Annotated in this window: 18 protein-coding genes and 1 pseudogene; 16 read left to right on the top strand and 3 right to left on the bottom strand. The window is 71.4% G+C overall.

Going from position 1 to position 23151, the window contains the following annotated elements; all coding sequences use genetic code 11:
* Positions 1–240 precede the first annotated feature (240 nt).
* Entirely contained in the window at positions 241–1086 is an 846-nt protein-coding gene (locus tag ACWEOE_RS19240) for an HAD family hydrolase (RefSeq protein ID WP_452010751.1), read from the bottom strand.
* A 554-nt stretch (positions 1087–1640) separates the two neighbouring features.
* On the opposite strand from ACWEOE_RS19240, the gene ssd reads away from it, so the two are divergent.
* From ssd to ACWEOE_RS19200, 8 genes are all read left to right on the top strand, one after another.
* Positions 1641–2705, top strand: coding sequence for a septum site-determining protein Ssd (gene ssd / locus ACWEOE_RS19235; RefSeq protein ID WP_452010748.1), 1065 nt, complete (start codon positions 1641–1643; stop codon positions 2703–2705).
* A 46-nt stretch (positions 2706–2751) separates the two neighbouring features.
* Positions 2752–3888 carry a TadA family conjugal transfer-associated ATPase gene (locus tag ACWEOE_RS19230; protein WP_452010746.1) on the top strand — a complete coding sequence of 379 codons (1137 nt, stop codon included), beginning with the start codon at positions 2752–2754 and terminating at the stop codon, positions 3886–3888.
* Between the two features lie 298 nt (positions 3889–4186).
* Complete coding sequence (locus ACWEOE_RS19225) at positions 4187–4930, top strand: type II secretion system F family protein (protein WP_452010743.1); 744 nt, start codon at positions 4187–4189, stop codon at positions 4928–4930.
* On the top strand, positions 4930–5619 hold the full coding sequence (locus ACWEOE_RS19220; protein ID WP_452010741.1) for a type II secretion system F family protein: 690 nt from the start codon (positions 4930–4932) through the stop codon (positions 5617–5619). The genes ACWEOE_RS19225 and ACWEOE_RS19220 overlap by 1 nt, the downstream gene beginning before the upstream one ends.
* A gap of 31 nt (positions 5620–5650) precedes the next feature.
* The gene (locus tag ACWEOE_RS19215; RefSeq protein ID WP_452010738.1) at positions 5651–5815 is read left to right on the top strand and encodes a DUF4244 domain-containing protein; all 165 of its coding nucleotides are present in this window, start codon (positions 5651–5653) and stop codon (positions 5813–5815) included.
* A complete protein-coding gene (locus ACWEOE_RS19210) occupies positions 5815–6153 on the top strand; it encodes a TadE family type IV pilus minor pilin (RefSeq protein WP_452010735.1) in 339 nt (112 codons plus the stop codon). Before ACWEOE_RS19215 ends, ACWEOE_RS19210 begins: the two co-directional genes overlap by 1 nt.
* Positions 6150–6515: an Rv3654c family TadE-like protein gene (locus ACWEOE_RS19205; RefSeq protein WP_452010732.1), complete on the top strand. Its 366-nt coding sequence runs from the start codon at positions 6150–6152 to the stop codon at positions 6513–6515. The genes ACWEOE_RS19210 and ACWEOE_RS19205 overlap by 4 nt, the downstream gene beginning before the upstream one ends.
* A gap of 421 nt (positions 6516–6936) precedes the next feature.
* Complete coding sequence (locus ACWEOE_RS19200; RefSeq protein WP_452010729.1) at positions 6937–7557, top strand: bifunctional DNA primase/polymerase; 621 nt, start codon at positions 6937–6939, stop codon at positions 7555–7557.
* Between the two features lie 42 nt (positions 7558–7599).
* On the opposite strand, the gene ACWEOE_RS19195 is transcribed toward ACWEOE_RS19200, so the two are convergent.
* Positions 7600–10344: a DEAD/DEAH box helicase gene (locus tag ACWEOE_RS19195; RefSeq protein WP_452010726.1), complete on the bottom strand. Its 2745-nt coding sequence runs from the start codon at positions 10342–10344 to the stop codon at positions 7600–7602.
* Positions 10345–10644: 300 nt separating this feature from the next.
* Between ACWEOE_RS19195 and ACWEOE_RS19190 the strand changes: the two genes are divergently transcribed.
* The 3 genes from ACWEOE_RS19190 (at position 10645) to ACWEOE_RS19180 (ending at position 14488) form a co-directional block, all read left to right on the top strand.
* Entirely contained in the window at positions 10645–12906 is a 2262-nt protein-coding gene (locus ACWEOE_RS19190; RefSeq protein ID WP_452010723.1) for a sodium-translocating pyrophosphatase, read from the top strand.
* A 163-nt stretch (positions 12907–13069) separates the two neighbouring features.
* On the top strand, positions 13070–13651 hold the full coding sequence (locus ACWEOE_RS19185; RefSeq protein ID WP_452010720.1) for a hypothetical protein: 582 nt from the start codon (positions 13070–13072) through the stop codon (positions 13649–13651).
* A gap of 132 nt (positions 13652–13783) precedes the next feature.
* Positions 13784–14488 (top strand): hypothetical protein, encoded by a 705-nt coding sequence (locus ACWEOE_RS19180; RefSeq protein ID WP_452010718.1) that lies wholly within the window; start codon positions 13784–13786, stop codon positions 14486–14488.
* Here the strand turns inward: ACWEOE_RS19180 and ACWEOE_RS19175 are convergent.
* Entirely contained in the window at positions 14485–15300 is an 816-nt protein-coding gene (locus ACWEOE_RS19175) for a S1 family peptidase (RefSeq protein WP_452010716.1), read from the bottom strand. The two genes, ACWEOE_RS19180 and ACWEOE_RS19175, sit on opposite strands and share 4 nt — an antisense overlap.
* Positions 15301–15613: 313 nt before the next feature.
* On the opposite strand from ACWEOE_RS19175, the gene topA reads away from it, so the two are divergent.
* The 5 genes and pseudogenes from topA to ACWEOE_RS19150 all read left to right on the top strand — a co-directional run bounded on the left by topA (position 15614) and on the right by ACWEOE_RS19150 (position 23020).
* On the top strand, positions 15614–18529 hold the full coding sequence (topA, locus tag ACWEOE_RS19170) for a type I DNA topoisomerase (RefSeq protein WP_452010713.1): 2916 nt from the start codon (positions 15614–15616) through the stop codon (positions 18527–18529).
* A gap of 60 nt (positions 18530–18589) precedes the next feature.
* Entirely contained in the window at positions 18590–19729 is a 1140-nt protein-coding gene (locus ACWEOE_RS19165) for an MFS transporter (RefSeq protein WP_452010710.1), read from the top strand.
* 63 nt (positions 19730–19792) lie between these two features.
* Positions 19793–19939: pseudogene (locus ACWEOE_RS19160) on the top strand (ESX secretion-associated protein EspG); the annotation flags it as partial.
* An 867-nt stretch (positions 19940–20806) separates the two neighbouring features.
* Complete coding sequence (locus tag ACWEOE_RS19155) at positions 20807–21478, top strand: ESX secretion-associated protein EspG (RefSeq protein ID WP_452010897.1); 672 nt, start codon at positions 20807–20809, stop codon at positions 21476–21478.
* 945 nt (positions 21479–22423) lie between these two features.
* On the top strand, positions 22424–23020 hold the full coding sequence (locus ACWEOE_RS19150; protein ID WP_452010707.1) for a hypothetical protein: 597 nt from the start codon (positions 22424–22426) through the stop codon (positions 23018–23020).
* Positions 23021–23151 lie beyond the last annotated feature (131 nt).

Below are 23151 nucleotides of genomic sequence, written 5' to 3'. Positions count from 1 at the left end.
CGCGTGGGTACCCGGAGTCCGCGCACGGAGGTCGCCCGGGGTGACAGAGGCTTCTCTTCTACCTCTGCCCTGGCCGGCTCAACGTCCGCACTTACTTTCTACGCCGTGAGCCCGGTCACTTCAAGGGTGTGGAGGGGTGCACCGGTAAAGAGGCTCGATCCGGTGACACGCGCACCCTGAGCGACCGCCGATTCCGCTCTGCGCTTGAGAAAACGACCTCCGGTACCGCCGTGTGGGTGCCTAGCTCGGGGGCGTCCGGAACCGTCGGCGACGACTCAGGCTGTACCACGTCGCGCCCGCCGCGACGGCGCCCACGCCGAGGGCGACCATCCCCGCCGAGCGGGCCGGGATCCGGCTGCGCAGGGACATGGGGCGTTCGAAGGTGAGGATCGGCCAATCGCGTTCGCCGGCTTCGCGGCGCAGCAGCTTGTCGGGGTTCACGGCGTGGGGGTGGCCGACGGTTTCGAGGAGCGGGATGTCGGTGCTCGAGTCGGTGTAGGCGAAACACTCGGTGAGGTCGTAGCCGTAGGTCGCGGCGAGCTGCTTCGCGGCGACGGCTTTGTTGTCGCCGTAGCAGTAGAAGTCGATTTCGCCGTTGTAGCGGCCGTCGGTGACACCCATGCGCGTGGCGACGCACCGCGTGGCGCCGAGCATCGCGGCGACGGGCGCGGCGACTTCTTCGCCGGTCGCCGACAGCACGACGACGTCGTGGCCGTCGGCGAGGTGGCGGGCGATGAGATCGGTGGCCTCGACGTACACGAGGGGGTCCACCACGTCGTGGAGCGTTTCCTGCACGATCGCGGAAACCTGTGCGACGTCCCAGCCCGCGCACAGCTTCGAGACCTCGGCGCGCATGCGTTCGGTCTTGTCGGCGTCGGCGCCCGCGAGGGAGAAGACGAGTTGTGCGTACGCGCTGCGCAATGCGGCTCGGCGGTTGATCAATCCTTCTCTGAGCAATGGTTTGCTGAACGCCAGCGCACTGGAAGAAGCGATGATGGTCTTGTCGAGATCGAAGAACGCGGCGACGGCACGCCGGGGTTCTTCGGGGCGGGATTCGCGCGGCGGCGCGGTGCTGGGTTCGGCCACGTGATCAGGATAGGAGAAGGCAGGCCCGTGCCCTGGCGTTGATCGAACACCGGCGCGCCCGTCCGGCGGAAAATCCATGACAGGGCAGTGCATCCGGCTTTGGATGCCGTTACCGAATCGTAGGTGTCGCTCGCGGCGCCAACCGGTCCCCGGGCGAGTTACAGTGTGGGAACCCGGTGTCCAACCGGGCCGGTTCAGTCCGACCCCCCGGGGCTGAACCCACGGCGGCCCTCGTCCCTCCCCCCTGGCGAGGGCCGCCCTCTTTTCAGGGGCAACGCATTTTTTCCTCCGCTTTCGCGGATCATCAGGATGTTTTTCGCGGCAATTACTCGCCGGCCGCAATTCTCCGGTTCAGGGGTGGCGGCCGGGCCGCGCATTGTGCCTCATCACCCCGACACGAACGCCGTGCGCGCGGCGGTTTCGGCGCGAGTTGTCCACAAGCACCGAGTTGTCCACAGGTTGGGGAACTGGCCATTGCCGGTCGCGCCGGACCGAGGTGATCTTGGTGAGACCCGGTCCACGCCGGCCGGGTCCCGTACCGGGGGAGGCCTCACATGACAACCGCACGCCCGCTCGTCGTCGCCACCGAAGGCGCGGTGCTCGACGAGATCCTGCGCGTCGCCGCGGTCGCCGGCTGCGATCTCGACCGCGCACCCGACCTCACGGTCGCGCGTTCGCGCTGGACCCGCGCCCCGCTCGTGGTGGTCGAAGAGGACGCTGCGGCCGAGGAAGTGCATCTGCCCCGCCGCGACGGTGTGCTCGTCGTCGCCAAGGGCGCGGCCGGCGTCGACACCTGGCGCCACGCGGCCCTCGTGGGCGCCACCCGCGTCCTCACGCTGCCCGACGACGAGTCCGACCTGACCCTCGCTTTCGCCGACGCGTCCGATGCCCCGGCCGACCACCCCGGCCCGATCCTGGCGTTCGTCGGCGGCCGCGGTGGCGCCGGCGCCTCGGTCCTGGCCGCGGCCACCGCCGTCGAATCCGCCCGCACGGCACCGTCCTTGCTGGTCGACTGCGACCCGCTGGGTGGTGGCCTGGATCTCCCACTGGGCTTGGAAAACACCCCCGGCCACCGCTGGCCCGACGTCCGGCTGTCGGGCCGCGTCGCCCTCGCGTCCCTCGTGGCCGCGCTGCCCCGCCGCGGCCCGTTGCCCGTCCTGGCCTGCGGCCGCACCGGTCCGGGCCCCGACCCGCGCTCCCTGTCCGCCATCGTGACCGCCGGGCGCCGCTCCGGCCACACCGTCATCTGCGACCTGCCTCGCCACCTCGACGAGGGCGCCCTCGCTGTGGTGTCTTCGGCCGACCTGGTGGTCCTGGTCGTACCGGTGGAGTTCCGTGCCTGCATGGCTGCGAAACAAGTCCTGGAACGCCTCACGCCCCACACGGACCACCTCGCGATCGTCGCGAGTGGACACTCCCGCGCCGGCGCCCCACCGTCGCGCACCACCGCGCTTCTCGGTCCGCCGCTGCTCACCAGCCTGCCTCCCGAACGCCGCGTCGCCGCCACCCTCGAAACCGGCGAGTTCGACGTGCCCCCGAAGGGCGCCCTCGCCTCCGCGGCCCGCGCCGTCCTGGCGGAGCTCCGCTCACCCACCACCGCCCTTCCGGCTGCAGCTTGAGCTCACTTTCTCTTGATTACCAACGGCATTGGCGAGGAGTCCACTCATGACCACCGAATTCGTCGAACGCGTCCGCAGCCGGCTGGCCGGGGAAAGCCGGCCGGCGGATGCCGTGGCCGTGGCGGAGGCGGTGCGGGCGGAAGCCGGCGGCACCCTCGGCCACGACGGCGTCCTCGACGCCGTGCGCCAGGCCCACGACGAGTTCGTCGGCGCCGGCCCGCTCGCGCCGTTGCTGGAGGACCCCGCGGTCACCGACGTCCTCGTCACCGCCCCCGACCAGACCTGGACCGACGGCGACGCCGGCCTCACCCGCACCGGCATCCGCTTCGCCGGCGAAGAAGCCGTCCGCCGCCTGGCGCAGCGCCTCGCCCTGGCGGCCGGCCGGAGGCTCGACGACGCCCAGCCCTATGTGGACGGTTGGCTTCCCGTTCCGGGCGGCCACGTCCGCGTGCACGCCGTACTGCCACCCATCGCGCCGAACGGCACCTGCCTGTCGCTGCGCGTCCTGCGCCCCGCGACCCACACGCTCGACACGCTGACCGCCCTCGGCGTCGTGAACGAAGAAGGCGCCGAGATCCTCCGCTCGATCATCACGCGCCGCCTCGCCTTCCTCGTCACCGGCGGCACCGGTGTCGGCAAGACGACGCTCCTCAGCGCCCTGCTGGCGGAGGTGAGTCCGCGCGAACGCATCGTCTGCGTCGAAGACGCGGGCGAGCTCCGGCCCGCGCACCCGCAGTTCGTCAGCCTCGTCGCCCGCCCCGCGAACGTCGAAGGCGCCGGCGCGGTCGAGCTGCCCGAGCTCGTGCGCCAGGCACTGCGCATGCGCCCCGACCGGCTGGTCGTCGGCGAAGTCCGCGGCGCCGAAGTCTGCTCCCTGCTCAACGCCCTCAACACCGGCCACGACGGCGGCGCCTGCACCCTCCACGCCAACTCGCCCTCCGAGGTCCCCGCGCGCCTCGCCGCGCTCGCTTCCCTAGGCGGTCTCACGGGCGACGCCCTCCACAGCCAGCTCGCCGCCGCCGTCCGCGTCGTCCTCCACCTCCACCGCACCCCCGACGGAACCCGCCGACTCACCGAAATCGCGACCCTCCACCGCACCACCACAACCACCCACACCACCCCCATCTGGCGCGACGGCCACTGGACCCCCTACCGCTCCCTCTTCGAGGAGGCGACCCCGTGACCACGTCCGGCCGACCCGCGAGGGCCTCGACTCACCCGTACTGGTTCGCGAGCTCGACCGGTCCGTTTCCCGACGGTCTCTCCCTCCCAAGCGTCCATGCCACGGCTCACCCGAGCAGGCGTGACCCCGTGGCCGTGCTTGGCCGATCGGTCGCGAGCGCGCCGGCGAGCAGGCGTCGGGCGACGAGTTCGTCGCGCCAGCCGGTCGGCCTTCGGCTCGCCTGCACCCGCCCGAGCCGAGGTGCTCGCGTGAACCCGACCCGTCCAGCGCGGCCGTCAACCCCCGAGGAGGCCCACCCGTGATCACTCCCTGGCCCCTCCTCTGCCTGGGCACCGCCCTCCTCATCTGGCCGACCGTCCCCACCCGCCTCGCCCCACCCTCTCGACGACGCCTCACCCTCCCCACCCCGCCGCGCCAAGCCGTCTGGCTCCTGCCCACCCTCATCACCCTCCCGCTCGCCGGGCCGGGCGCAGCCGTGGCGACCGCCCTGCTCACTGTCGCGGCAAGGCAGGAATGGCGCAGCAGAAAGGAATCCGCCGCAACGCTCGCCAGGGCCGAACACACCTCGGCCGCGCTCCGGACGATGGTCGCCGAGCTGCGGGCGGGGGCGCATCCGGTGGTCGCGGCCGAAGGGGCGGCCGAGGCCGTTCCCGAGCTGGCGGGCGAACTCACCAACCTCGCCACCGCAGCACGCCTCGACGGCACCCTCGAATCCCCAGCACTCCCCGGACTCGCCGCCGCCTGGACGCTCGCCCGCCGCCACGGCCTGCCCATGGCCGACGCGCTCGACGCAGCCCGCCGTGACGTCGACGCGGCGGCCACGTTCGCCCGCCGCCTCCACGCGAAGATGGCCGGCCCGCGGATGAGCGCGACCGTGCTGACCGGCCTGCCCGTCCTCTGCCTCGCCATGGGCCAGACGATCGGCGCCGAACCGCTCACCGTCCTCACCCACACGGTCCTCGGCCAGCTCTTCCTGGTCGCCGGCGCCGCGCTGCTCTGGGCGGGCACTGCGTGGTCGCGCGCGCTCACCGGGAGACAGTGATGCCCTACTTCCTCGCAGCCCTCGCTCTGCTCGTCTGGCCCAGCGCGCCGAAACCGCGCAGCCTCGCGCCACCCGCGCGCCGGCGCCTGAACCTGCCGAGCCTCCGCACAAGACACGCCCTCGCCGCGGCCACGGCGGGCGTATCCGTCGCGGTCGTCGCAGGTCCCGTCGGCGGGGTGCTGGCCGGCGGCGGCGCCTGGTGGCTGCTCCGCCGCTCGCGCCGGACGAAACCGCCCGACGACGTCACCGGCCGCCTCGAATCCGCCGCGACCCTCGACCTCCTCGGCGCGTGCCTGCGCGCGGGCCTGCCCGTGCCGACAGCCCTCGACGCGGTGAGCACGACCGCCCCGTCACCCACGTCGACCGCGATGAAGGCCACCGCGAACCTGCTCGCGCTCGGCGCCGGGCCGGCGGAAGCCTGGGCCCAGCTCAAGACCCGGCCGGGGTTCGAGGAGCTGGCCGTGGCCGCAACCCGCACGGCCCGCTCCGGCGCCGCTCTCGCGGCGACGGCCGACGAAGTGTCCCGCCGCCTGCGCGACGGGATCGGCGTCGAAGCCGAGGAACGCGCGGAGCGGGCCGGGGTTGCCCTGGCGCTGCCGGTGGGGCTTTGTTTCCTGCCCGCGTTCTTCGTGCTCGGCGTGCTGCCGGTGGTGCTCGGCCTGGCCGAGCGGATCGGGAGCGTGTTGTAGATGAATCCACAATGGACAGAAAGGATGGACCATGCGCTTGCTCCCCGGAGACGAGGGCACCACCACGGCGGAGTACGCCATCGGCACGGTCGCCGCTGCGGCGTTCGCGCTCGCGCTCTTCGTGCTGCTCAGCGGCGACTCGATCAGCACGGCGCTGTCGAACCTCGTGCAACGGGCCCTCACGGTGGCGACCTGATGGCCCGCCGTCGCCGGGACGACGGCATGGTCACGGTCGAGGCGGCCCTCGCCCTGGGTGCGCTCACCACCGTGGCGCTCCTTCTGCTCGCCGGCTTCGCCGCGGTACTCGGGCACATCCGGTGCCTCGACGCCGCGCGGGAAGCCGCGCGACTCACCGCCGCCGGACAGCCCGGGGCGGCCGAGGCCGTCGTGCAGAGGATCGCGCCTCGCGGTGCCCACCTGGCCATCCGCCGTTCCGGCGACGGCATCACCGCCGAAGTCACCGCCGACACCCTCGGCGGCTTCCACCTGGACGCCTTTGCCTACGCGGTGGCCGAACCGGGAGTGCCGTCGTGAGAGCGCACCGGTCGGGTCCGGACGAGGGTGTCGCCACCGTGTGGACGGCCATCGTGGCCGCCGCCCTCGTCGGGATCGCCGCGGCGGGCTGGTGGCTCGGCACGGCCGTCGCCGCCAGGCATCGAATCGAAACCGCGGCGGACCTCGGTGCGCTCGCCGCGGCGGCCCACGCCGCCGACGGTCCGGCCCGGGCCTGTGACCGTGCGCGCGACGTGGCCGTGCACGAGGGCGCGATCGTCACCTCGTGCACCTGGCGCGAGCGCGACGCCCTCGTCGAAGTGCGCGCCGCGAGCCCGCCCGTCCCGGGTCTGCCACCGCCGTCGGCGCATGCCCGGGCGGGGCCGGTCGGCCTTCCGGACTGACCCCGGCGCCGCTCGTCCAGCGTGACCTACGACGAGTGGCGGGCCGCTGTTGATCATCGCCGGAATGACGAGACGCACTGTCTCGACGAGCGGCGAACACCCACGAGCAGCGGTCACTGACGCACGGCGAACGGTCGAAACCGCAGGTCAAAAGCCTAGACGACCTGGTGAGCCACCGCCCTCGCGAAGCGCCGCGAAAGTGTCAACCCGCGTGCTGGGAGGCTTCAAGGGAGGCTCAGCGGCCGATGATCGGCTGTCCGTTATCGGCCGAGCGGTGCACTACCTGGCGTTCATCGCCCAGTAACCACCGGTTGTCGCGCGGGTCTTCCGCGCAATGTGCAAATTGCCGTTTAGTGAGACGTGCGCCACCAACGGCCCCGACCCGGGTGGCGCGAAACCGGACTTTGAAGGCAGGAAAGCAATGTTGGACGCGAATTGGCCGGACAGCTGGCGGAGCGCCTTCCGCATCGAACTGCGGGCGGAGGCGATCGGCCTCGCTTGGCGCGGCTGGCCGGTGCTCCCGGGGGCGACCCCGGCGCCGATCACCGGTGAGGGCGACGACCTCACCTGGCGCCGGCCGGTGCCGGTGCGGGACGACTGGCGCGAGCTGGTCGGCACCCACGCCCACGAGGTCGCCACCTGGTTCTCCGATCGCACCCACAGCCTGCTCGTGGCCACGGGCACGGTCGTCGACGCCATCGAGGTCGACGACGAGCTGGGCAAGCGCGCCGCCCGCCTGCTGCGTGCCGTGGGGCACCCCGCGCCGATCGTCGCGATGCCCAACGGCCGCTGGCTGTTCCTCACCACACCCGCCGACCGCATCCCGGCCGAGCTCGCCGCGCACGCGTCCGTGCAGTGGCACGGTGCCGGCAGCTTCATCCCGCTGCCACCGTCGCCGTTCCAGCACGGTGTCGTCCACTGGCGCGTGAAGCCCGAGGTGTGCGGCTGGCAGCTGCCCGACGCGGCCGAGGTGCACGACGTCCTCATCCGCGCCCTCGCCGACGAGCACGCCCCACTGCTCGCGGAGACCACCGCTGCGTGACCGGTTCCACCCCGGCACCCAGCGTCGACAACTGAAGAGATTTCACGCACCACCGTGGCCGCACTGCTCCCCGTGCTGACGCAAAGCCCCTAGCACGGTATCCAGTACGGCCACCGCCCCTGCCTTGTCCAGCGGTTCGTTGCCGTTCCCGCACTTCGGCGACTGAACACAGGACGGGCAGCCCGTCGGGCACTCGCAGGAGACGATCGCCTCCCGCGTTGCGGCCAGCCACGGGACAATCGCGGCATAACCGCGGTCGGCAAATCCCGCACCCCCGGGATGCCCATCGTGCACGAACACCGTCGCCTCCCCGGTGTCCTCGTGCCACGCGGTAGACACCCCGCCGATGTCCCACCGGTCGCACGTAGCGAACAGCGGTAGCAGGCCGATCGCCGCGTGCTCGGCGGCATGCAGGGCACCGGGGACGCGCGCCGGAACCAATCCGGCGCCCCCCGGTGCTCTGCGAGCACCCCCGGTCCCCACCGGCGCCCCCGCTCCACCTGCAACGCCAGCTTCACCCGGAACCTCAGCTCCACCCGAAACCTCGGCCCCGACCCGAGCGTCCCCGGTCCCCACCGGCGCGACGGTTTCGGCTTGCGCCCCAACGCCGACACCCCCCGTGGCACCCCCGGTCCCCGCCGCTGCCACGCCCTCAGCATCACCCGGAACCTCAGCATCACCGAGAACTTCAGCCTCACCGCGAATTTCGGCCCCGCCCCGAGCGCCTCCGGTCCCCACCGGCGCGACGGTCCCGGCCGCGCCCCCGGCACCCCCGGTCCCCGCCGACTCCACGCGCTCGGTCCCGACCCGAGCGCCGTCGGTCCCCTCAGGTGCTCCGGCGTCTTCGACGCCTTCGGAACCGCGGCTCCCCCGGCGAGAGTTCAACCCCAGCAACTCTCCGCTCACCGTGTACCAAACGGCCCGCGTCTGCAGGCTCTGCTCCGGCAGATCCAACGGCGTGTGATCCAGAACCTCCCCCGACGGCCGCCGCCGCAGATACCCCACGACCTGCGACGTCACCGCCACCTCGCCGAGCGACACCGTGACGCCGTCGTGGCTGCACTCTTCCTGTGTGGACAGCACCGAAATGTCCACGATCTCCCGTGGCGACGTGTGCCAGTCCGGGTCTTCGGCGTGCACCAGCGCGAGGCCGGTCTCGAGGTCGAGCTCGTCGACGACGTACGACGAGCCCTGGTGCAGGTACACCGCCCCCGGGTGGACGGCGTAACAAGCCGACCCCGGGTCGACGGTGCCGAGCATGCGGCCGGAGTCGGCTTCGACGACGGCGATCTGGTCGCCGCCGGAGCCGCGGATGCCGACTTCGGCGTGGGGGCGGTCGCGGGAGGTCCAGTACCAGCCGGAGGTGCGGCGGCGCAGCAGTTTCTCGGCTGCGAGGTCCGCCAGAACCGACCGGGCCGCCGCGCCGCCGAACATGGGGAGTTCGGGTTCGGTGAGGGGCAGTTCGGCGACGGCGCACGCGAGCTGCGGGCCGAGCACGTACGGGTTCGTCGGGTCGAGCACCGCCGTCTCGACCGGACGATCCAGCAACGCCGCCGGGTGGTGCACCAAGTACGTATCGAGTGGATCGTCGCGGGCCACGAACACGACCAGTGCCTCGTCGCCCGAGCGGCCGGCGCGCCCGGCCTGCTGCCAGAACGACGCCAGCGTGCCCGGATACCCGGCGAGCACCACGGCGTCGAGGCCCGCGATGTCGACGCCGAGCTCCAGCGCGTTGGTCGTCGCGACCCCGAGCAGCCGGCCGGACAACAACGCGGCCTCCAGCGCCCGACGCTCCTCCGGCAGGAAGCCGGACCGGTACGCCGCAACGGTTTCCACCAGCGCAGGGTCCACTTCGGACAACAGCCGCCGCGCGCCCAGCGCGGTGAGCTCGGCCCCGCGGCGCGAGCGCACGAACGCCAGCGAACGCGCACCCTCGACGACCAGATCCGTGAGGATCCGCGCCGTCTCCACCCCCGCCGAACGCCGGACCGGCGCGCCGTTCTCGCCCGTCAGCTCGTCGAGCAGCGGCGGCTCCCACAACGCGACCGTCCGCGCGCCCCGCGGCGATGCGTCCTCTGTGACCGCCGCACACGGCAGCCCCGTGAGCCGCGAAGCGAACTCCGCGGGCGAAGCCGTGGTTGCCGACGCCAGCACGAACACCGGCGACGCGCCGTAGTGCGCGGCGACGCGGCGCAGCCGGCGCAGCAGCAGCGCCACGTGTGATCCGAACACCCCGCGGTAGCTGTGGCACTCGTCGACGACCACGTACGCCAGGTTCTTGAAAAACCGGGTCCACCGCGAGTGCGCCGACAGGATCCCGCGGTGCAGCATGTCGGGGTTCGTGAACACCCAGTTCGCGTGCGCGCGCACCCAGTCGCGCTCCGTCATCGGGGTGTCACCGTCGTAGGACGCCGCGCGCACGCCGGGAACGTCCAAAGAGGACACCGAACGCAGCTGGTCGGCGCCCAACGCCTTCGTCGGCGAGAGGTACAGCGCGGTCACCTCCGAACCGGAACCCAGCGACGACAGCACCGGCAGCTGGTAAGCCAGCGACTTCCCGGACGCCGTGCCCGTGGACACCACCACGTGCGAACCGGCGTACGCCAAAGACGCCGCCTCCACCTGGTGTTTCCACGGCGTGCCGAGACCCGCGCCCGCGAACGCCGACACGACCGAGGGCGCAGCCCACTCCGGCCACTCCGCGAAACCGGCTGCCCGCGCGGGCAGCTCGGCCACGTGCGTGACCGGGTTCTCGTTCACCGGGACCCCGGCCGTGACCCGGCTCAACAGCCTCCGTCCTCGCTCAACCACGTGCCGAAGCGTCGCACAGGGCACCGACAAAACCGGCGCGAGATCGATCAAGTGAGCAATCACACAAGGTAACGGAACGTGCTGCCGTCGGGACACGTTGCAGGGCCGCTGAGCACTACCAATACACTCCCGCAATCCACACCCTCTGTGGCGATCGTCATGTGAGACGTGCATTGCCCGCACGGCTAGCGTGTCGCTCGGTACAGATCCATGCCAGTGCAGGCACGCCGGGTTACGACGAGTCCGCATTGGCCAACGGCGTTCCCAGGAGGACGAATGTCCCGGCAGTTCCTCGCGGAGGGCGGTCTCACGCTCTCCGGGGGTGGCTACACCATCGTCGGTGTGGTCGCCGTGGTCGCCCTTGCCGCACTCGCCATCGGTTACGTGCTGCTCAGGGAGGTGCTGGCCGCGGGCCAGGGCACCGCCAAGATGCAGGACATCGCCAAGGCGGTGCAGGAAGGTGCGGCCGCATACCTGAAGCGGCAGCGCAACACCCTCGCCATCTTCGGCGTAATCGTGTTCCTGCTGCTGTTCGCGCTCCCCGCCGACGACTGGAACGAGCGCATCGGCCGCTCGATCTTCTTCCTCGTCGGCGCGGTGTTCTCGTTCACGATCGGCTACCTCGGCATGTGGCTCGCGACGCAGGCCAACCTGCGCGTGGCGGCCGCGGCGCGCGAAGAAGGCGGCCGTGAGATCGCGATGCGCGTGGCGTTCCGCACCGGTGGCGTGGTCGGCATGATCACCGTCGGCCTCGGCCTGTTCGGTGCCGCGATTGTCGTGCTCGTCTACACGGGCCAGGCCCCGAAGGTGTTGGAGGGCTTCGGGTTCGGCGCCGCGTTGATCGCGATGTTCATGCGTGTCGGCGGCGGCATCTTCACGAAGGCCGCCGACGTCGGCGCCGACCTGGTCGGCAAGGTCGAGCAGGGCATCCCCGAGGACGACCCGCGCAACGCCGCGACGATCGCCGACAACGTCGGTGACAACGTGGGCGACTGCGCCGGCATGGCGGCGGACCTCTTCGAGTCCTACGCGGTCATGCTCGTCGCCGCGCTGATCCTGGGCAGCTCCGCCTTCGGTTCGTCCGGCCTGATCTTCCCGCTCATCGTGCCGGCCATCGGTGTCATCACCGCCGTCATCGGCGTGTACATCACGAAGGCGCGCGCCGGTGAGGGTGGTCTCGTCACGATCAACCGCTCGTTCATCATCTCCGCGGTGATCTCCGCGGTGCTGTCGGCCGTCGCGGCGTTCGTCTACCTGCCCAGCAGCTTCTCCGACTTCGGCGCGGAGTTCGCGGGCAACAGCGGCAACCCGGCGGTCATCGCGACCGTCGCCGTGATCATCGGCATCGTGCTCGCCGCGGTCATCCTGAAGCTCACGGGTTACTACACCGGCACCGAGTACAAGCCGGTGCAGGACGTCGGCAAGACGTCGGAAACCGGTGCCGCGACGGTGATCCTGTCGGGCATCTCGGTCGGTTTCGAGTCTGCCGTGTACACCGCGCTCGTGATCGGTGCCGCCGTGTTCGGCGCGTACCTGCTGGGTGGCGGCGTCGCGCTGTTCGCCGTCGCGCTCGCCGGCACCGGCCTGCTGACCACCGTCGGCGTCATCGTCGCGATGGACACCTTCGGCCCGGTCTCCGACAACGCGCAGGGCATCGCCGAGATGTCGGGCGACGTCGACGAGAAGGCCGCGCAGATCCTGACCGAGCTGGACGCGGTGGGCAACACCACCAAGGCCATCACGAAGGGCATCGCGATCGCGACGGCGGTCCTCGCGGCCACGGCGCTGTTCGGGTCGTATTCGGACGCGATCACGAAGGCCGTGGGCGGTACCGGCGCGTTCATCGCCAACATCGTGAGCCCGGAGACGCTGGTCGGCGTGATCGTCGGCGCGGCCGTGGTGTTCCTGTTCTCGGGTCTCGCCGTGAACGCGGTTTCGCGTGCGGCCGGCGCCGTGGTGCAGGAGGTGCGCCGCCAGTTCCGCGAGATCGCCGGGATCATGGAGGGCACCACGCGACCCGAGTACGGCAAGGTCGTGGACATCGTCACGCGCGACTCGCTGCGTGAGCTCGCCACGCCGGGTCTGCTCGCGGTGTTCGCCCCGATCGCCGTGGGCTTCGGCCTCGGCACGGGCGCGCTGGCCGGTTACCTGGCCGGTGCGATCGCCACGGGCACCCTGATGGCGATCTTCCTCGCCAACTCGGGTGGTGCCTGGGACAACGCCAAGAAGCTCGTCGAAGACGGCAACCACGGCGGCAAAGGCTCGGACGCGCACGAGGCCACCATCATCGGTGACACCGTCGGTGACCCGTTCAAGGACACCGCGGGTCCGGCCATCAACCCGCTGATCAAGGTGATGAACCTGGTCTCCGTGCTGATCGCGCCGGCGGTCGTCAGCCTCACGCTGGGCGGCGGTGCCAACACCACGTGGCGCATCGTGATCGCGGTCGTCGCGGTCGCGGTGGTCGTGGCGGCGATCGTCGTGTCCAAGCGGCGCGGCACGGTCATCGAGAACACTCCGGCGGAGGCGAAAGCCTGATCCACCTCTGTGGTTCGACCACCGTTCGGAGCCCGGCGCGCTGCTCGCGTGCCGGGCTCCGGCGTGTCGGGAATTGTTCCCGCACTCCGGTGGGTGACTTGCGAATGATTCTCGGATCGGTACGGTCGGGGGCACTGGACGTCGACGGGCAGGAGGTGTCGCGGTGCGGCCGCGGTCGACCGTTCTAGCCGCGCTGGTCACGGCGCTCGGGCTCGGTCTCGCGGGCTGCGGGCAGCAGCCGGCGGCGGAGACCCACGCAGGTGGGCAGGCGGATCCGGCCAGCCAGACCGACCCGGCGGCGAGATGGGCGGACGGCTACTGCTCGGCGGTGACGCACCTCGTCGGCACGCTCGCGAACCTGCCTTCGATCGACCCCAGCTCGCCTGAACAGGCCTCGCGCACGTCGAGCCGGCTCCTGTCGGCCGTCGTCGACGGCATCGACCAGACCGTCGAGGGCCTCGACCGCGTCGGCCCCCCGCCGCTGTCCGGCGCTGACCAGGCCCGCGCCGACCTGATGCGACAGTTCGCTTCGGTCCGCTCGCGCGCCGACGCCGTCCGCGAACGCCTCGACACGGCCACCGACGCCACTACCACGAAGGCGGCCCTCGGCGACGCCCGCACAACCCTCGACGACGTCGCCGCCCTCGACGTCCTCAAGGCGCTGAACGCGACGCCGCAGCTGGCGGCGGCGGGGAAGCGCGCGCCGGATTGCCAGCCGCTGGTGGTGCCGCCCGCGCCACGCTGACGGGCGCGGTTCACACAGGTCGAATCCCGTTCGATTCCGTGAGCGGTGCGGTCCGGAGATGATCGCCCGATCGGCGAAAATCCGCCGCGCAACCCTCGCGTCCGATCGAACTTGTGTTCTATCATGATCCGCGTGGATCGGACGATCTCGCTGTTCTCGGCGGAGGCGAGCGGACCGGGGCTGACGGACCTGGCCGGCCTGCTGTGCTGCCAAGGGCAGATCACCGGCTTCGGGCGCACGGCGGCGCGGCTGTCCGTGGTCGTCGACGAGCAGTGGCGCGCGCGGGTGCTGGCGCGTGAGTGCCGTCGGCGGGGCGCCGACGCCCAGGTGAGCGTGGCCGAGTGCGGGCGGCCGCAGGTGCGCACGTCGTTCCGGGCCGCGCTGCTGCCGTTGGCGGGGCAGTGGCTGAGGGCCGGCTGCTCGGGTCCGTCCGAAGACGATTCGGGCAAAGCGATCCCCGAGGGCTTCCGCCTCAGCGGCGCGATGCTGCACATGTGGGCGCTGGCGGCGGGGCGGCCGATCCCGTCCGGGTACCTCCTCGGGCTGGACCCCCTCGCGCCGCACCTGCACGACGCCCTGCTGGCCGCGCTGGCGCCGTTGGGCGTCCACGCGCGGTTGCTGGGGCCGAAGGCCGAGGAGCCGGCCGCGCGCGTCACGGGGCGGCGCAAGCTCGACGGCCTGCTGGAGGTCATCGGGGAGCCGCCCGCGGGCGCTGAAGCGGCGTGGCCGGAGCTGCCTGAACCACCCGAAGCGCGGCCCGAACGCAGCGAAGGGGACTCACGCCGCGGTGGAGGCGGCGAGAGTCCCCTTCAGTACGTTCTGGAGGCCGTTGGTTAAGGCTTGGGCAGCGTGCAGCCGGCCCGGTTCAGGTCGATTTCGTTGGCCGGCGTGAGGCACGCGGGAATACCGAACGTCTCTTCGCCGTACTTGGTACCGCGGTGCACGGTCACGTTCCCCGACCCGTCGACCTCGCACGGGTTGTCGAGCGTGCAGCGCTCGCCGTCCTCGTTCGACGTGTTGTTCACGCCGATGACCTTGCCGGTCACGGTTTCGACGATCGGCGAGCCGGACGTGCCGCCGATGGTTTCGCACTCGGGGGTGTAGCGGATCGAGTCCTTCCAGACCCAGCCGTTCTCGTGCAGCTCGGTCACGAAGCCGTCGATCGAGCAGGAGTAAATGGTCTTCCAGTAACCCGAGACCACGTCGATGTGCGTACCCGCACTCGGGTGCGCCGAAACGAGCTCGAGCGGGCTGACCCGGTACTTCTGCTTGATCGCCGCGTACGTCGTGTCGAGCTGGTAGAGCGACACGTCGGTGTCGGTCATGGTCGCGTACACGATCTTCTTGGCCTTCAGCGTGCCGAGTGAACTTTTGCCGTCCGCCGACAGAAGGCTGAAGGTACGAGTGGACCTCTGGCCGACGATGACCTCGCCGGGATCGGGGAAGCCCGACTCCAGACAGTGACCGTTGGACATCACGAGCGCGTGCGCCGTGTCGGGCGTGCCCGCCGGTTTGACGACCGAGCCCGAGCAGTTGGACAGGGCCACGGTGCCGGAGAACGTGGTGGTCGCGGCACTGGCTTCAGGGGCGGTGACCAGCGCGAACGCGGCCACGGCCGCGAGCACGCCACCGAGCAGGCGTCGGGTCATGGTGGTTCCTTTCGGCTCGACGAGGTAGTAAGTGAAGCGGTGTCGGAGCCAGGCCCACCACCGTCGAACGGAGGGTATCGGCGTGATCACGCGATACCCTGCACGGCACGTGTCCGGAATCACGTGCTAGGTGTGGAAAGGAAACATCGCCGAGGTCAGCGGCGATCCGACGGGCAGGGGCCCGGCGGCGTGTCAGGCCACCTAGCCGCTGCGCGGCCGGTGCGGGCGTGCACACTGGCAGGTCGAAGACGCGGGCGCACCCCTCGTCGAGGGGCACAGGAGTGCCGCGCCACCGAGGGCGGTGGCGCGGGGAATGAGTGGAGAGCAGGGCAGCGTGGCAGGAGCACGGACCAAGAAGGACGGCACCGGGACGAACGGCGCCGGGCGTCGACGGCTGGTGATCGTCGAGTCGCCCACCAAGGCCCGCAAGATCGCCCCGTACCTCGGCGGCAACTACGTCGTCGAGTCCTCCGTCGGGCACATCCGCGACCTCCCGCGTGGTGCCGCCGACGTCCCGGCCCAGTACAAGGGCGAATCGTGGGCGCGTCTCGGCGTGGACATCGACAACGACTTCAAGCCGCTCTACATCGTCACGCCGGACAAGAAGTCCAAGGTCACGGAGCTCAAGGGCCTGCTGAAGGACGTCGACGAGCTCTACCTCGCCACCGACCCCGACCGCGAGGGCGAGGCCATCGCGTGGCACCTGCTCGAGACGCTCAAGCCCAAGGTGCCCGTGCGCCGCATGGTGTTCCACGAGGTCACCGAGCAGGCGATCCGGGCCGCGGCCGACGCGACCCGTGAGCTCGACGTCGACCTCGTCGACGCCCAGGAGACCCGCCGCATCCTCGACCGCCTCTACGGCTACGAGGTCTCGCCGGTGCTGTGGAAGAAGGTCATGCCGAAGCTCTCGGCGGGCCGTGTGCAGTCCGTGGCGACGCGGATCGTGGTCGAGCGCGAGCGGGAACGCATGCGCTTCACCTCGGCGTCGTACTGGGACATCTCCGCCACGATGCAGGTGAACACAGCCGCCGGCGCTTCTTCTGACAACACAGTTTCGCCCCAGACTTTCCCGGCCCGCCTGGTCGGCGTCGACGGCGCGCGCCTGGCCACCGGCCGTGACTTCGACTCCAACGGGCAGCTCAAGGGCTCGGCCACCGAGATCCGGGTGCTGGGTGAGGCCGAGGCGCAGGCCCTCGCGCAGGGGCTGGCCGACCGGGACTTCGCGGTGTCCAGCGTCGAGGAGAAGCCGTACACGCGGAAGCCGTACGCGCCCTTCATGACCTCGACGCTGCAGCAGGAGGCGGGCCGCAAGCTGCGGTTCACGTCCGAACGCACGATGCGGATCGCGCAGAAGCTCTACGAAAACGGCTACATCACTTATATGCGTACCGACTCGACCACGCTGTCGGAGTCGGCGATCTCGGCCGCGCGCAGCCAGGCGACGCAGCTGTACGGCAAGGAATACGTCTCGCCGTCGCCGCGGCAGTACACGCGCAAGGTGAAGAACGCGCAGGAAGCCCACGAGGCGATCCGCCCGTCGGGTGAGGTGTTCCGCACGCCGGGGCAGGTCGCGGGCGAGCTGGACTCCGACGAGTTCCGCCTGTACGAGATGATCTGGCAGCGCACGATCGCGTCGCAAATGGCCGACGCGAAGGGCACCACGATGTCGGTGCGCATCGTCGGCACCGCGACCACCGGCGAGGAGTGCACGTTCGCCGCGTCGGGTCGCACGATCACGTTCGCCGGGTTCCTGAAGGCCTACGTCGAGGCGGTCGACACCGAGGCCGGCGGCGAGGCGGACGACAAGCAGAGCCGCCTGCCGGTGCTGGTGAAGGACCAGGCGCTGACCGCCGCCGAGCTGGCGGCCGACGGCCACACCACGTCGCCGCCCGCGCGTTACTCCGAGCCGAGCCTGGTGAGCAAGCTGGAGGAGCTGGGCATCGGCCGCCCGTCCACGTACGCGTCGATCATCAAGACGATCCAGGACCGCGGTTACGTGTGGAAGAAGGGCTCCGCGCTGGTGCCCTCATGGGTCGCGTTCGCCGTGATCGGCCTGATGGAGCGGCACTTCGAGCGCCTGGTGGACTACAACTTCACCGCCGGTCTCGAGGACGAGCTCGACCGCATCGCCAACGGCGACGAACAGCGCGTGGAGTGGCTGCAGAAGTTCTACTTCGGTGGCGACTTCGGCGTCGAGGGCTCGGTCGGGCGGCTCGGTGGGCTGAAGAAGCTGGTCGACGGCAGTGTCGAGGGCATCGACGCGCGCGAGATCAACTCGATCCCGCTGTTCAACGACGCCGACGGGCACAAGGTCGTCGTGCGTGTGGGCCGCTACGGGCCGTACCTCGAGCGTGAGGTCGACGGCCAGTCGCAGCGCGCCAACCTGCCCGAGGACCTGCCGCCGGACGAACTGACGTCGGAGATCGCGGAGAAGCTGTTCGCGACGCCGCAGGAAGGCCGCCAGCTGGGCACCGACCCGGTGAGCGGGCACGAGATCGTGGCGAAGGAAGGCCGCTTCGGCCCGTACGTCACCGAGGTGCTGCCCGAGCCCGAGCCGCTGCCCGAGGGCGCGACGGCCGCGCAGAAGAAGGCCGCCAAGGCGAAGCAGCCGAAGCCGCGCACGGGCTCGCTGTTCAAGTCGATGACCATCGAGACCATGACGCTCGAGGACGCGCTGAAGCTGCTTTCGCTGCCGCGCGTGGTCGGCAAGGACCCGGAGTCGGGTGACGAGATCACCGCGCAGAACGGGCGCTACGGGCCGTACCTGAAGAAGGGCACGGACTCGCGCTCGATCCAGACCGAGGACCAGCTGTTCTCGATCACGCTGGAAGAGGCGCTGAAGATCTACTCGGAGCCGAAGCAGCGCGGCCGGTCGGCCACGGCGAAGCCGCCGCTGAAGGAACTCGGCGACGACCCCGTGTCGGGCAAGCCGATGGTGGTCAAGGACGGTCGCTTCGGCCCGTACGTCACCGACGGCGAGTACAACGCGACGCTGCGCAAGTCCGACAGCATCGAGGAGCTCACGGCCGAGCGCGGTGCCGAGCTGTTGGCGGAGAAGCGCGCGAAGGGCCCGGCCCCGAAGCGCCGTACGACGACCACGCGTAAGGCCCCGGCGAAGACCGCAGCGGCGAAGTCCGCTTCGGCCACGAAGTCGGCAGCCGCGGCGAAGACGGCCGCCGCTGCGAAGAAGGCGCCCGCGAAGAAGGCGAGCACGGCGAAGGCCAAGTAGCAGGCTCTATGGGGGGCCACCCATTGCGGGTGGCCCCCTTCTTCGTGTCTGGGGGACGCTGTGGATCCGGTTCGGCGTGCGCGCGTCGCGGTTTCGGTGGTGTTCGCGGTGTGCGGGGCGGCGTTCGCCACGTGGGCCGCGCGCATCCCGGCGGCTCAGGCCCACGCGGGCCTGAGCGCGGGACAGCTGGCGATCGGCTTGTTCGGCCTCGCGGCCGGTTCGGTGGTCGCGCTGGTGGCGGCCGGGCCGTTGCTCACGAAGATCGGCAGCCGCCGGGGTGTCGTGCTCGGCGCGACGGTGCTGTGCGCGGGCCTGCCCCTGGCCGCCCTGGCCCCGGGCCTGCCGCTGTTCGCGGCGGCGCTCGTGGTGCTCGGGGTCGGGAACAGCCTGCTCGACGTGTCGATGAACGCCCACGCCGCCCGCGTCGAGGAGGCGTACGGGCGGCCTATCTTCGCGGGGTTCCACGCGTTCTGGAACATCGGCGGCCTGGTGGGCTCGGGCGTCGGGGCGCTGATGTCGAGCGTGCCGCTCGGGGTGCACTTCTCGGTGGCCGGCGTGGTGCTGCTGGTGATCGCGGTTGCCGCGTCGACCCGCTTCCTGCCGGGCCTGGACCGCGGCCAAGGCGACGACGCGTTCGCGCTGCCGGGCAAGGCACTGATCCCGCTCGGGGTGATCGCGTTCTGCGGTTTCGTGGCGGAGGGCACGGTGAACGACTGGAGCGCGGTGTACCTGCGGGACGTCACCGTCGCGTCGCCTGCGCTGGCCTCGCTGGGGTACTTCGCGTTCTCGATCACGATGATCGCCGTGCGGCTGGTGGCGGACCGCTGGGTGGCGCGGTTCGGCGTCGTGCCCTTCATGCGGGTGGCGACGGTGGTGACCGTGGCGGGGTTCCTGCTGGTGGTGGCCGTGCCGGTGCCCGGGTTCGCGGTCGTCGGCTTCGCGGTGGTGGGCCTCGGCGTGTCCGGCATGGTGCCCCTGGCGTGGAGCGCGGCGGGCCGCAAGGAGCCCTCGTCGCCCTCGCGCGCCATCGCGGCCGTGGCGGCGTGCGGGTACTTCGGCTTTCTGGTGGGGCCGGTGCTGATCGGGTTCCTGGCCGGCGGGATCGGGCTGCACTGGGCGCTGGGCGTGGTGGGTCTGGTGGTTCTGTCCGTGTACTTCCTGGCGCCGACGATGCGAACCGTCACCCGTTCGGGGTACTGACCGACCGTTCGGCGCATCATCGGGGTCATTCGAACAAAAGTTCGAAAAATTGTCGGTGCCAGGGTGTTCAATGCAAGGGTGGGCAGTTCAGCGACCGCAGTCTTCGACGTGATCGACGAAGTCATCGCCCCGCTCCGGGCCGAGGTACCGGAGCGGCCTTCGGTGATGGAGTTCTACGACCCGCAGTTCACGGTGCCGCCGGTGTTGGCTGCGGGTTCCGGCTTTGGTTCGGGCTCGGACCCGGCCTCGGGCTCAGGCAAGGGCTCGGGGCGGGGTTCGGGCTCGGGCGGGGGCTTCGGCTCAGGGCCGGCCTCGGACCCGCGGCCAGGCTCGGCCTCGGATTCCGGCTTGGGTTCGGGTGGGGGCTTCGGCTCAGGGTCGGCCTCGGATTCGGGCTCAGGCTTTGCCTCGGGGCCGGCCACGGGCTCGGGCTCGGGCTCGGGCTCGGCGCGAGCTTCGGATGCGGACTCGGGTCTTGGCTCGGGGTCGGAGTCGGGTTCAGGCTTGGGCGAGGGCATGGGTTCGGGGTCGGGCCCGGCCACGGGCTTCGGCTCAGGGCCGGGCTCGGCCGCGGGTTCGGATTCGGGCTCGGGCTCGGGCTCGGGCGATGCTGAGCCGCCGAGGGCCCGTGGTGATCGGGGCTCCGGGCCGGCGAAGTCCGGTGGTGCTGCCTGGTCGGCGGGTGGGCAGGGAGCAGACAAGGGTTCGGGCGCTCCCGGGGGTGCCGTCGAGCCGGAGCGGCAGGGCTGGTCTGGCGCCTCGGGTTCAGCGGGCGCCGAGGGCGTTCGAGGTGGCCGAGGCTCGGGCACGGCAGGGAGCTGGGCGGAGTCAGCGGCTTCCGAGGGTTCCGAGGAGGCGCGTTTCACTCGGGATCCCGAAGGTAAGCCGGGCCCGCGCCATGCCCGGGACATGGGGAGCGCCGAAGATCCCGGCAGTACCTGGGGTTCTGAGCAGGCCGACGGTGGTCGGGGTGCGGCTGGGCGGGGCCCTCGGCACGCCCGCGACGACTCGGACAGCCGGGGTGGCCCTGGCTCGTGCGATCACTCGGCGGCCGCCGACGCGTCGCGGCCGGAGGAGATGAGCCTCGCCGACCAGGTGCGGCAGTCGTTCGGGCCTGCGCTGGTGCCCGCGCTGATCGCGGAGGTGGAGGAGTACACGCGGTTCGTGGCGGGCATGTCCGAGCTCGGCCTCGTGCCCGAGGGCGAGGTGACGCCCGAGGCGGTCGGGCTGTACCGCGTGTTGCGGGGCGGCTTCATCCGCGGCGTGGTCACGGGCGTCTTCCAGGCCCGGCCGGAGCCCTGGGAGGTCCGCTTCTTCGGCGACGAGGACTACACCACCGTGATGAGCAAGCTGGGGCGCAGCGCTCGCCTGCGTTCCGGGTTGCTGAGCTCGCTGCCCGGCTGGGTGTTCGACGGTCTGCCCGACCGGCCACCCGGCCCGGGCCCGGCCGTGCGCATCGAAACCGACCGCAGCGGCCTCGTGCCGCGGGAGGCGTGGGGCTCGCTCGACGTCATCCGCACGGCAGCCGCCCGGCCACGGCTGGGGACGGTCCTCGTCGACCTGGCAGTGCGGGACGCCGTCCTCGCGGAGTACCCGCACGGCGCCTTCGGCCTCGTCGACAACGACCAGGGCCGCTACCAGTTCCGCGCCGCCCCCCGCCCCGACGGCGGCTGGTTCATGACCTGGCAACCGGCCACCCGCAGGACGGCCGAGGCCTGGATCGTCGAGGCGGTGCGCAGCCATGCCTGACCTGTGGAACCCGCGCGCCGGGCGCCCGGATGCTCGAGGAGGTGAGCGCGACTGGAGTTGACCAAGCTCGCGGTTGCCTCGCGAATTCACCCCACGACCTCGAGCCGCTGCAATCCGGGCTGCGTGTCCAGGTAGGTGCGGTTGGCCGCGCCCAACCGGACAACGCCGCCCCGCCGGAGCACCTTGCCCAACCCGCCGCCGGGCAGCACCTTCTACCGGCACGCCTTCGACCCGCACGACCGGCAAGGTCACCCGCCTGAACCCGGCGGCGGGTAGGGCCCACGCGGACCGCCCGCTGGGATGGCTTCGGCGCGCGGGCGCCACCAAGTGGATGGTGCTGCGCGGGCGAAGGTCTCTGCCTGCACGGCGGCCGGCACGCGGTGACGTGCCGCCTGGCGGAGACGTCTGCCTGCACGGCGGCTTCAGGCAGGTGCCTTGGCCAGTCGGCACGACCTCGCCCGAGACCGCCCCAACGTCGGAGACCACGCCGGCCCAGCACCATCGGCCTGGCGCCATCGGCGCGCGGCGCGGGCAGGTGCCTTCGCCAGCCAGAACCTTCTCGCCGACCGGCCGCCGCACAGACGTCGCAGCCAGCCCGCAGCCGCTGCACTAGCAATCGCCTCCGCAAGCTGGCACGTCCCCGCGCGCCACGCCGCCGCCCGAAGCCGGACCCCAGGAACCCTCCCGCAATTCGCCGCAAGCCCCAACCAAACCCCCGAAGCCCCGACCACGATCGATTACGAAGAGTGTCCGATCTCGTGATCGGTATCACCCTCGGACGTCGCTTTCGGCGGTCGACCGGGGTGGCCGTGGCCTGCACACTGCTGCGGGACCGTCCGGTCGGCAGCGGGGGCGCGAGCGTTTCTGCGGCCATTGGGCGGATGCGGGAGCCGGTAGTGTCGCCGACACTGGAAGGCGAGGACATTCCGTAGTGAGGTGGTCACCATGAGCACGAACGGTGGGGCTCCTTTCTTCAATGCCCCCCAGAACACGCCGAGCCCCCAGCCCCAGGCGGACGGGACGCTGGACGGCGCCGCACGTGGGGAGCGGTTCGCCGATCCGCTCGCCGGGTTGGTGACGGCGGCCGAGGTGGCGCCCGGTGACGAGCCGCGGCCGCTGCCGACGGCGCGGCCGGTGCAGCACGACCCTGAGGCCGTGAAGCGGATGGTCGAGGCCGCGCTCAAGGAAGAGGCCGCGCGGACGCCGCAGCAGGCGCAGCCGGTCGGGGAAAGGCCCGACGGGGTGCCGTTGGGGCTGTTGCCCCGGCAGCGGACGTGGCCGACGCGGGCGCCGCAGCTTCTCAAGAAGGTGCCGAGGCCGCGGCCGAAGGCGAAGGTGGCCGACGACGACATCGAGGCGGAGCTTGCCGAGCGGCAAGCCAAGAAGCGCGGCCTGCCGAACATCGGGATGCCGAACCTCGGTCGCCCCTCGACGAGTGCGGCGGGCGTGATCCTGGCGATCGTGCTGCTGATCGTGTTCGTGGTGATCGCTCTGTACATGGTGTCGAGCCTGGTCAGCAGTGTGACGGGCCTCTTCGGCTGACGCCGCTCCACCACCGCCACACCCGGGCCGGTGCCGTGTCCGGATCGGCGATCGGGCTACCCTTGACGACACGGTCGGGGGATCCGAACAAGGGTTTCCCGACTCCGCCGTGACTAGTGGGGTGGGCGTAT

The sequence above is a fragment of the Amycolatopsis sp. NPDC004368 genome, assembly GCF_053602515.1.
This window is presented reverse-complemented; position numbering and strand designations above follow the sequence as displayed.

Excerpts from the sequence above, each read along its gene's own strand:
- ACWEOE_RS19175 (WP_452010716.1), bottom strand. The coding sequence starts at position 15,300 with ATGACCCGACGCCTGCTCGGTGGCGTGCTCGCGGCCGTGGCCGCGTTC.
- ACWEOE_RS19220 (WP_452010741.1), top strand. The coding sequence starts at position 4,930 with ATGCCCTACTTCCTCGCAGCCCTCGCTCTGCTCGTCTGGCCCAGCGCG.
- ACWEOE_RS19215 (WP_452010738.1), top strand. The coding sequence starts at position 5,651 with ATGCGCTTGCTCCCCGGAGACGAGGGCACCACCACGGCGGAGTACGCC.
- ACWEOE_RS19210 (WP_452010735.1), top strand. The coding sequence starts at position 5,815 with ATGGCCCGCCGTCGCCGGGACGACGGCATGGTCACGGTCGAGGCGGCC.
- ACWEOE_RS19150 (WP_452010707.1), top strand. The coding sequence starts at position 22,424 with ATGAGCACGAACGGTGGGGCTCCTTTCTTCAATGCCCCCCAGAACACG.
- ACWEOE_RS19155 (WP_452010897.1), top strand. The coding sequence starts at position 20,807 with ATGAGCCTCGCCGACCAGGTGCGGCAGTCGTTCGGGCCTGCGCTGGTG.
- topA (WP_452010713.1), top strand. The coding sequence starts at position 15,614 with ATGAGTGGAGAGCAGGGCAGCGTGGCAGGAGCACGGACCAAGAAGGAC.
- ACWEOE_RS19200 (WP_452010729.1), top strand. The coding sequence starts at position 6,937 with ATGTTGGACGCGAATTGGCCGGACAGCTGGCGGAGCGCCTTCCGCATC.
- ACWEOE_RS19190 (WP_452010723.1), top strand. The coding sequence starts at position 10,645 with ATGTCCCGGCAGTTCCTCGCGGAGGGCGGTCTCACGCTCTCCGGGGGT.
- ACWEOE_RS19230 (WP_452010746.1), top strand. The coding sequence starts at position 2,752 with ATGACCACCGAATTCGTCGAACGCGTCCGCAGCCGGCTGGCCGGGGAA.
- ssd (WP_452010748.1), top strand. The coding sequence starts at position 1,641 with ATGACAACCGCACGCCCGCTCGTCGTCGCCACCGAAGGCGCGGTGCTC.